The organism is Candidatus Jordarchaeum sp. (genome assembly GCF_052745115.1).
The window spans coordinates 1-8,952 of the sequence record NZ_JBRAKS010000157.1; the positions used below are offsets into that span (position 1 = coordinate 1).

The 8,952-nt window shown below is 40.4% G+C and carries 12 protein-coding genes; 3 read left to right on the forward strand and 9 right to left on the reverse strand.

Annotated features, from left to right (window positions below; translation table 11 throughout):
* Positions 1-194 precede the first annotated feature (194 nt).
* From ACUVXA_RS11810 to ACUVXA_RS11820, 3 genes are all read left to right on the forward strand, one after another.
* A complete protein-coding gene (locus ACUVXA_RS11810; protein WP_445871469.1) occupies positions 195-470 on the forward strand; it encodes an AbrB/MazE/SpoVT family DNA-binding domain-containing protein in 276 nt (91 codons plus the stop codon).
* A complete protein-coding gene (locus ACUVXA_RS11815) occupies positions 443-904 on the forward strand; it encodes a type II toxin-antitoxin system VapC family toxin (RefSeq protein WP_445871470.1) in 462 nt (153 codons plus the stop codon). Before ACUVXA_RS11810 ends, ACUVXA_RS11815 begins: the two co-directional genes overlap by 28 nt.
* Before the next feature lie 158 nt (positions 905-1,062).
* A complete protein-coding gene (locus ACUVXA_RS11820; RefSeq protein ID WP_445871479.1) occupies positions 1,063-2,025 on the forward strand; it encodes a radical SAM protein in 963 nt (320 codons plus the stop codon).
* 38 nt (positions 2,026-2,063) lie between these two features.
* Here the strand turns inward: ACUVXA_RS11820 and ACUVXA_RS11825 are convergent, their stop codons facing one another.
* From ACUVXA_RS11825 to ACUVXA_RS11865, 9 genes are all read right to left on the reverse strand, one after another.
* Positions 2,064-2,969, reverse strand: coding sequence for a DNA-3-methyladenine glycosylase 2 (locus ACUVXA_RS11825; RefSeq protein ID WP_445871471.1), 906 nt, complete (start codon positions 2,967-2,969; stop codon positions 2,064-2,066).
* Positions 2,970-3,040: 71 nt separating this feature from the next.
* Positions 3,041-3,775 (reverse strand): MBL fold metallo-hydrolase, encoded by a 735-nt coding sequence (locus ACUVXA_RS11830; protein WP_445871472.1) that lies wholly within the window; start codon positions 3,773-3,775, stop codon positions 3,041-3,043.
* Between the two features lie 80 nt (positions 3,776-3,855).
* Positions 3,856-4,197: a DUF134 domain-containing protein gene (locus ACUVXA_RS11835; protein WP_445871473.1), complete on the reverse strand. Its 342-nt coding sequence runs from the start codon at positions 4,195-4,197 to the stop codon at positions 3,856-3,858.
* Between the two features lie 8 nt (positions 4,198-4,205).
* On the reverse strand, positions 4,206-5,087 hold the full coding sequence (locus ACUVXA_RS11840) for an Mrp/NBP35 family ATP-binding protein (RefSeq protein WP_445871474.1): 882 nt from the start codon (positions 5,085-5,087) through the stop codon (positions 4,206-4,208).
* A 30-nt stretch (positions 5,088-5,117) separates the two neighbouring features.
* Positions 5,118-5,501 carry a NifB/NifX family molybdenum-iron cluster-binding protein gene (locus tag ACUVXA_RS11845; protein WP_445871475.1) on the reverse strand — a complete coding sequence of 128 codons (384 nt, stop codon included), beginning with the start codon at positions 5,499-5,501 and terminating at the stop codon, positions 5,118-5,120.
* A gap of 44 nt (positions 5,502-5,545) precedes the next feature.
* Positions 5,546-6,928 (reverse strand): cation diffusion facilitator family transporter, encoded by a 1,383-nt coding sequence (locus ACUVXA_RS11850; protein WP_445871476.1) that lies wholly within the window; start codon positions 6,926-6,928, stop codon positions 5,546-5,548.
* 3 nt (positions 6,929-6,931) lie between these two features.
* Positions 6,932-7,828, reverse strand: a complete 897-nt coding sequence (locus ACUVXA_RS11855; RefSeq protein WP_445871477.1) for a P-loop NTPase — start codon at positions 7,826-7,828, stop codon at positions 6,932-6,934.
* The gene (locus ACUVXA_RS11860; protein ID WP_445871478.1) at positions 7,821-8,756 is read right to left on the reverse strand and encodes a P-loop NTPase; all 936 of its coding nucleotides are present in this window, start codon (positions 8,754-8,756) and stop codon (positions 7,821-7,823) included. Before ACUVXA_RS11860 ends, ACUVXA_RS11855 begins: the two co-directional genes overlap by 8 nt.
* A gap of 27 nt (positions 8,757-8,783) precedes the next feature.
* A complete protein-coding gene (locus tag ACUVXA_RS11865; protein ID WP_445871480.1) occupies positions 8,784-8,951 on the reverse strand; it encodes a zinc-ribbon domain-containing protein in 168 nt (55 codons plus the stop codon).
* Position 8,952: the final 1 nt, after the last annotated feature.

The following is an 8,952-nucleotide window of genomic DNA, read 5'->3' on the forward strand; positions in this document are numbered from 1 at the left end:
ATATTATAGTTTATAAAACTTTTGAAGTTTTCAAAGTTTAGAATCAAAACCCAATTAATAATAAGCCAATGTTCTGGGAATTTTCACTAAATATATTATGTTTAAATTCAGAGTTTCTAGCTAATCCAGTGATCTTATTAAGGATCAGAGTTAAGTATAAATATTGGTTATACTGTATAACTTTTGGTGATACTTTGATTTGTAAGCGGGTCATCGGACCAAAAGGCCAAGTAGTTATCCCCAAGGATATAAGGGACGCGTTAGGTTTGCGAGAAGGAAGCGAGGTGGTTATAGAGATGAAGGGGGATGAAGTGGTCTTAAGAAGGGCAAAGCCGGAATATGAAGAAGAATCTTTCACCGACTACTTTACTAGAACGCACTCTCCAAAACTAAATGAGCCTATAAATATTAAAAAACTAATCGAGGAAGAGGTTGGGGCTCGTTGTCATACCTCGACTCAAACGTCTTAATCTATCCAATAATCTACGGGAAAACAATACCCCAAGCAGTAAAAGCAAGGATAATACTGGCGTGTGTCGAAAAAGGTTTGGTCAACGCTTACACTTCAACCCTCACATGGGACGAACTCGTATGGGTCGTCAGAAAAACACTTGGAAGCAAAGATGCTGCTGAAAAGGGAAAAATGTTGCTACAATTCCCGAAGCTAAAATTCATAGGCTTTGATGAAAATACACTACTTCAAGCACAGAAGCTCGTGGAGAAATACGAGTTAAAACCAAGAGATGCAATACATGCTAGTGCAGCGCTGAGCAAAAGCTTAACAATAATAAGCGATGACACTGACTTCGACACAGTAAAAGAGCTAAAAAGGACAAGCATAAACCAAATTGCGGACAAACTACTGGAAAAACATAACAGAGAGCTTTCAAAGCTTCAAAAATAGAATTAAACCACATTGTAATTATTAGCATCTTTTAATTGCCACTTTTCAAAAATAATTTTGTATAATCTCTTATAAATTATGAGAGTGAAAAATAATTATATCCGTTTTGAGAATGTTAATTGGTGATGTTATTTACTCTTTAAAAGGAGGCAAAATTTATTATAGCTTTCGGACCGGTGCCCTCAAGGCGTTTGGGGCGTAGTCTTGGTATAAATAATATTCCTGCAAAAATTTGTACATACTCATGCATCTACTGCCAGTTGGGTAGCACCATAAAAGAGCAGATTGAACGACGGAGCTTTTACAAACCAGAACGAATATTTAAAGAGGTGCAGGAGCTTGTTGAGGAGGCTGAAAAAAGAGGGGAGAAAACTGATTATTTAACTTTTGTTCCTGATGGGGAGCCCACTTTAGATATTGCCTTGGGTGAGGAAATCTCTCTGCTAGGAGAGCTTGGTATAAAGATAGCCGTTATAACTAATGCCTCACTTATAGATCGAGCTGATGTTAGAAGGGACTTGTCTATGGCGGACTTGGTCTCTCTTAAGATAGATGCCCTTAGTGAGGATGTTTGGCGTATAGTGGATAGACCACACAGCTCACTTAACTATAATGATATTTTGGATGGTATGGTACAGTTTGCTCATAAGTTTGAGGGTGATCTCATTACCGAAACCATGCTTATTCATGGCGTTAATGATAGTGAAGAAGAAATTAATCGGGTTGCAGAATTTTTAATAAATCTTAAACCAGTAAAAGCTTACGTCGCTATACCCACAAGGCCTCCGGCGGAGAATTGGGTGAAACCAGCAAGAGAACATGTTATTAATTTAGCCTATCAAAAATTTAGGGAAAAGCTAGGAGAAGATAGAGTTGAATACCTGATCGGCTATGAAGGAGATAGTTTTGCCTTCACCAAAAATTTTGTGGAGGATTTGATGAGCATTACCTCGGTTCATCCGATGCGCGAAGATGCCCTTGAAAATTTTTTAAAAAAGGCAAATAGTGATTGGAGCGTGGTACAAAACCTGATTAAAAAGGGCAAGCTCATTGAACTCGAGTTTGAGGGACACAAATTCTATATGCGCAAGCTACCAAGTAGGAGAAAAAAACAGTCCTAAAATAATGAACTTGTGAGATTGAATAAATAGTTAAAATTTTATATCTCTATCTTCAATCTTTCCGCCGTTATTAAATAAAAGGCTGCTAAACCTTTCCATTTTCCCCAATTCTGGGCAATTCTGCGGGCCTCTTCGCCAGATATTTTCCTATCGTTGCAATAATAGTGCGAAATGACTCTCCTTAAACCTAAATCATCTGCAGGTATTGCCTCAAATTTTTGCATTCCCCTAAGCATAGTAAGCTCCGCAGTCCAAACCCCAATTCCCCTTATTTTGCTGAGGTCATTTATAATCTCATCTATATTCTCATAGTCCTTGAATTTCTCTAAATCTAATGTCCCTTCTGCAATCATTTTTGCAATATCCCTGATGTACTCTGCTTTTTTATAACTCAAACCACATTCACGGAGCTGTTCTACTGTTGCAGAAGCTATTTTTTGTGGTGTGGGAAAGACATAGTAAACTTGATCATCCACTTTTAAAATGTCGCCAAAAGTTTTGGTCACTTTTCTTTCTAGGCTGTGTGCTACTCTTAGTGAAATTTGTTGTTCAATTATCGAGTCAACCAATGCCTCAAAAACCGTGGGGGTTGTGGGGATTTTCAGACCTCTGAGTTTTTGCGTCAACATTGACATAATTTTATCTTTTTTTACATCTTGGTAAAACTTTTCAAGATCCAATTCCAAATTAAATATGGTGTAAATAACTTCTCTAATTTTTTTCCTGTCCCTATTAGAAATTTCCTCGTTTGATTCTAAATCCACTAATAATTTTATTTCATCTCTAGACCCAGAAGACTTTGCTGATATTAGCACCAGCTTGTTGTTAATTCTTATAACCTGGTAGAACTTACCATTTTCATACCTACGTATCTGTTTATCCCCCTCAGAAAAAATGCTAGCACTCAACTCAAAATCAAACGGCAGAACGGCTTTAATGGTCAATCTCATACAAATAAAATATTTTAAAATATTTTAAATCTCTTTTTGCTCGGATTTTATCTCGTTTAATTCAGTTAAATTGTAATTACAAGTCCTGATCCATTGGTTACGTATTTTTCTCCTAGGGTTTGTTTAATAATTTCTTTTGCATCCGCCCCGGTGCAATGAGCCGGGGAAACCATCTCCACCCCAATTTCTCGCAGATAGTTTGCTACATGTTTTGCTTCACTTCCTGAAATATGAAATCCCCCCATAACTCCACACACTCTTGAAACCTCACTAACCTCACAAGACTTCTTAATTATGTTCACTACTCCTGGATGAGAGCAGCCAGTAATTATCATCAATCCTTTATTCTTCACGTTCACTATCAGAGAGTGTTCACTTAACCCTCCTCCCACATCCCCGGTAGACATACCCCCAGGAAATAGAACCGTAGCTCTGTCTGCTACCACCTGTATTCCCCCCAGTTTTTGCAGGTAATCAGAATCAAAAAATCTAAAAGATGGAACATAAACCATTACCGGCTTGGCAATGGTCTGCAGCACCTGGGGTAAGGCTCCGCAATGGTCTCCGTGTCTGTGTGATATGAAAATAGCGTCAATGTTCTCAGGTTTTATCCCCAGTTTATCAATATTATGGAAAAAAGCGGGAACCGAACCACTGGTATCCATCAGAATGTTGAAAAGCTTATCCTTAACAGTAACTGAAACAAAAAATGAAAGCCCCCAAGTGGACTGCAATTCTTTACTTAGAGTGTTATTATCAACTATAGTTATGACTTTCACCGATTCTACTTCATCTAGCATGGTTTTCACATTCTGTCACGATAGAGATAAATTCAAAAAAATAAAGCTATTTTTCTAACAGTTTTTTGTAGTTAAAATCCTTAAACCTCTGTTTCTATTTTTTCATCCTCCACCAGTTGAAGTTCTTTCCCCTCAACAATGGTACTGACCAATTTTTTGCGTGCACTCTGAAGTAGTCGCCATACGGTTCCACGGGATATTCCCATTCTCTTTCCCGCTTCCTCCTGATCTAGACCCAAGTAGTCAATAAGTCTTAGCACTTCGTATTCATCATAGAACATTTTTATAGGTTCCAAGCCTACTTCTCCTCTAGATAAAGATGTGGGAGAGAGTTGACTCACTGATGGTGGATTACTTATGCATCTAGGTATTTTGGGGCGTCCGCACCTACCCCTTCTCCATTTACCTCTTCCACGCGGCAATTCTTAATTCACTTTTTCCTATCTTTTTTGTTTTCTACAATATTCCTAATTTTCTGAGCTATCTCCATAAAAATTTTTGAGGATTCTCTATCCGGATTTTCAATTACGAATGAAACGCCTATATCCGAGTCCTTACTTATTTCGGGATCGATGGGGATTTGGCCCAAAAACCTGACATCCATCTCTTCAGCCATCTCTTTCCCTACGCCCGAGCCTAGAAGATCATATTTTTCCCCACATTTAGGGCATACAAAACCGCTCATGTTTTCTATTACTCCAATCACTGGAATATTCATTTTAATACTCATGTTAATGGCTTTTTTGACCACATGTTTTGATAAATCCGAGGGAGCTGTAATAATTACTGTACCGTCCATATTGGGAAGAAGTTGCATTACACTCAGTGGCTCGTCGCCGGTTCCTGGGGGCAGATCGATAAATAGGTAATCCAGTTCACCCCAATCCACATCCGACAGGAATTGTCTAATGGCACTCATCTTTAAGGGACCACGCCAGATCACCGGGTCCTCAGAACTTTCTAAAAACAATTCAATTGAAATAACTCTTACACCATAACCCGATAGTATTGGATAAATACCTGTTGGTCCTCCACTAGGGCGCAGTCCTTCTACACCCATTATCTTTGGTATCGATGGTCCGTGTATATCTGAGTCTAAAATTCCTACCCTACTGCCCAGTTTGGACATTGCCACCGCCAAGTTAGCTGCTACCGTACTCTTCCCTACGCCACCTTTTCCAGACATTACCATTATTTTATGCTTTACCTTAGCCATTCTTTCCCGAACTTTTTTCTCCTCATCCAAGATTGCTTGCATACGGGCAGCCTGAGGATTTATTTTTCTTTCGTTTATGTTTGTTTTGTCTTCCATTCTAGAAACCTCCATAATTTCATCATTTTGTTAATATTCGTGTTCGTGTCCATGTCTGTGTTCCTCGCAGGGTTCGGCGTCTCCCAGTTTTCCCTTCATGAATAATTTAACTGCTTCGGCTATTGAAATCGCGTCACACATGAACACTCTTATGCCCCTTTCCTGAAACATATTGATGGCTCTAGGACCCATACCCTTAACCACCATAAAATCTGGGTTAAACCCTGCGATTATTTCTGGAGGGTGCCCCGTTCCGCCAAAATGTTCACTAGTATTTTCCTTTGCTTCTACTGAAATGATCCTTCCATCCTCGGAAACTTCTACAACCGCAAAGAAGGGTGCTCTTCCAAAATGGTCTGCGATTATAGAATATTCCTGATCAAATTCTGATATAGGAAATACGAGTTTCACCATACATTTCACCTCTTAAACCATTTCTTTATTACAATCATTTTTTCTCAATCTTCAGGATGTCCAGCATTAGTTGGTTTACCCAATATTTTTAATTTTTGATTCAAATAGTCGTCAAGGAGTTCCTTTACTGGTCGTTTCTCACTTTCGTATATGAAAACGCCTAGGTTTCTAAGCGTGTAAAAAGCCGGCTTCCCCATATTCTTGGACACTAGTGCTGTTATTCCCTTTTTATACAAGAATTCCGCTGATTCGGGACCCTTACCGTGGTCCTTCTTGCTTGCAGGATTACTAACCGTTTCAACACCAACCACTTTCTTGTCTTTTAACTTTACCAGAACAAAGTTTTCACATTTACCAAAGTGGTAGCTAACCTGACTTTCAATACCATTATTTTCATCTGTGGGAAAAGCTATAACTTCTTCTTCTTTCCTTTCTGCGGGTCTGGTTTCGATTAGAATATAACCCACTCTTGGAAACTCGCTCCGGATAATGTTTCGAACCTCCTCTATAATATAATGACTTTCTGTGAGCTTCATCTCTGGCTTCAATTCTAAAATCAAGTCTGTCAGCACATATCTTCCAGCACTCCTAGCCTTAATTTGAGCTACACGTTGTACTTGAGGATGCTCTTCTACAATCTTTTTGATTTCTTCAATCATTTCCGGATACTGAACCTTTTCCACTAGAACGTTGATTGCGTTTTTCGAAACGTTAAATCCTACCCAGAAAACCATTAACGATATTCCTATGCCCACCAGCGGGTCGACCAGCATATAACCATAATACATGTTATAGGTTCCTATCTGAATTAGCAGCTGCTGATAAAAGTTAGCGTTTTGCATCAGAGCCAAAAAGCTGAGCGTATCTGATGTTGGATCCACAATTAGGGAAGCAGCATAAACCGCGGTAAGTCCCGCTAAGGGCGATAATGACAAATAAACATCCGCATTAAAGTGTTTAGCTTCTGCCACCAGAGAGGGACTGCCAGTTTTTTCGCCAACTCTCTTCTGGTAAATCGCAATACCCTTGGAAACCGCAACCGCAAACAGAATCGTGCTTACGGATAAAATATTTACCTCAGCGGGTGAAGGGTTTAACAATTTGTGAAATGATTCCCACATCGCACCAGCCCCAGCTAAGATAATTAGAAAGCCAACAAATAGGCTGGCAACATTTTCCGCTTTGTAATGACCATAAGGATGAGAGAAATCCGGCGGCTTTTCGGATATCATTAAGCCAACAAAAACAATGATTATGGATAAGAAATCAGACAAGTTATTATACGAATCCGCTACAATACCCATGGTGCCCGTAAGTCTTCCTACCACAAATTGTGTGATGGTGACGACTGCTAGGGCTATCAGAGTAATAATGGAAACTCTTTTGTATACCTTCATAACATTTTCTTTGGTTAACCTTTTCGTCAAGAGCTATCCTCCACTATTCAAAATTTCAACCAGATTATCAAATATGCGTCCAAGGGCCTTTGCAGCAGGACTGGAAGGCTCATATTCTACTATAGACCTATTATTAACAACCGCCCGAACAACATTCTCATCCGCCGGAATCTCACCCAACATTATCCCCCCCACTTCTTTAGCATAGCTGCGAAGTTCGGAGGTCATTTCTGGAAATATGTCAAATTTGTTTATTACCATACCGAATGGAATTCCAAAATGTTTGACAATTGAAATCATTCTATCCACATCATGCTTAGCAGCCATGGTAGGTTCGGTCACCGTCACCACAAAGTTGGCTCCACTAATACTCGCTATGGCCGCACAGCCAGAACCCGGCGGGCCGTCGATAATTAAGAGATCTGCATTCACTTCTTTTGCCAGCTTCCTCGCTTCCTCCTTAACCTCTGCTACTACCTTACCTGAACCACTTTCTCCAATCATCAAATGGCCCATTACCATTGGAAAACCGGAACTGGTTTTGAGTATAGTAATCTCTCCATTATCTACCGGTTTAATATCTATGGCATCAACAGGACAAATAATTTCGCACAGTCCACATCCTTCACAGTAGAGTTGACTAACCGCGTAACTTTCGTCGCTTTTTCTAATGGCGTCAAATTTGCACACTTCCATACATTTTCCACAGTCATTGCACGTTTCGCGGTCAATAGTCGCCTTCTCAGATACTTGAATAGTTTTCTTGCTTACCACTTCACTATTCAAAAGTAGTGCTAGATTAGGAGCATCCACGTCGGTGTCTGCTGCAACCGCTTTAAAACCATTTTTGTTAGCGAGCAAAGCTAGAGACGAAGTTACGGTGGTTTTGCCGGTTCCTCCCTTACCAGAAACAATGACTATCTCAATCATTACACAGCACCAGATCCCGAATCTTTCCGTAAAGTTCTTTGAAAGCCTTAGCGCTGGGAGAATCCGGCTTACCTGTTACGACCGGTATACTCTTAGCGTAGCATTCGAACAGTCCCATATCAAAAGGAATATTAGAAATAAGCTCAACTGAGTACTTCTCACAAACTTTCTTAATTATCTCATCGTCCCCTATTCCTGAGCGGTTTAGAACCACAAAAGGTTTAACGTTCAGGATATTGGTTAACTCCAAAATTAAATCCAAATCGTGGGCTCCTAGAGGAGTAGGCTCAGTCACCGGGAGAGCAATATCTGAGAATTCCATAGCCCTCATAACACCGCAGTGAGCCCCAGGAGCAGTATCTATTATCACCACATCATAACTTTGGTTCCCGAGTCTCTCTTCCACCTCTTCTCTTAATTTTTGAACAATAAGTGCTGCTTCCATTTGATTTATCTCCAACTCTCCTATCAAAATATCAATATTCTCATAGCGAGCATCATAGATATAACCCACAGTTTTCGATTTCTCTTTTACAGCGTCACTAGGACACACATACCTACATATCTCGCATCCCGTGCAAACCTCAGGAAACAGCATGGGAGGCCTATCCTCGGGCAGTAAAAGTGCATGGGCGCGACACGACTCAACACACGTACCACACTGAGTGCACTTCTCAGGGTCAAACTCTGGAAGAAAACCAGTAACTCTTCTCTGGTTCCGTTTTTCTACATTCAAAAGCACCGCAATATTCGGAGAATCCACATCAGCATCTACAAGCAATACCTTCTTACCATCCAACATGAAAGAAACAGCAAGGTTAATAGCAACCGTAGACTTCCCAGTACCCCCTTTACCACCAGTCACACTAAAAGACGAAGGGAACCTCTCCTTATGAAATACGGATGCAGACGCCTTAGCCTCAGTCACTCATAATCTCCCCAAGATACTTTGAGCCTATTCCAAAGACTTACCACACTGCGAACAGAAACGAGCATCCGAAGCTGTCTGAGCGCCGCAATAGGGACAATACTTGACTCCCTCAGCAACTGGAGAAGTAGATACTCCAACGCCTCGTCCCATGCCCATGCCTCGTCCCATGCCCATGCCTCGTCCCATGCCCATG

Excerpts from the sequence above, each read along its gene's own strand:
- ACUVXA_RS11830 (WP_445871472.1), bottom strand. The coding sequence starts at position 3,775 with ATGCTAGATGAAGTAGAATCGGTGAAAGTCATAACTATAGTTGATAAT.
- ACUVXA_RS11840 (WP_445871474.1), bottom strand. The coding sequence starts at position 5,087 with ATGGAAGACAAAACAAACATAAACGAAAGAAAAATAAATCCTCAGGCT.
- ACUVXA_RS11845 (WP_445871475.1), bottom strand. The coding sequence starts at position 5,501 with ATGGTGAAACTCGTATTTCCTATATCAGAATTTGATCAGGAATATTCT.
- ACUVXA_RS11855 (WP_445871477.1), bottom strand. The coding sequence starts at position 7,828 with ATGATTGAGATAGTCATTGTTTCTGGTAAGGGAGGAACCGGCAAAACC.
- ACUVXA_RS11865 (WP_445871480.1), bottom strand. The coding sequence starts at position 8,951 with ATGGGCATGGGACGAGGCATGGGCATGGGACGAGGCATGGGCATGGGA.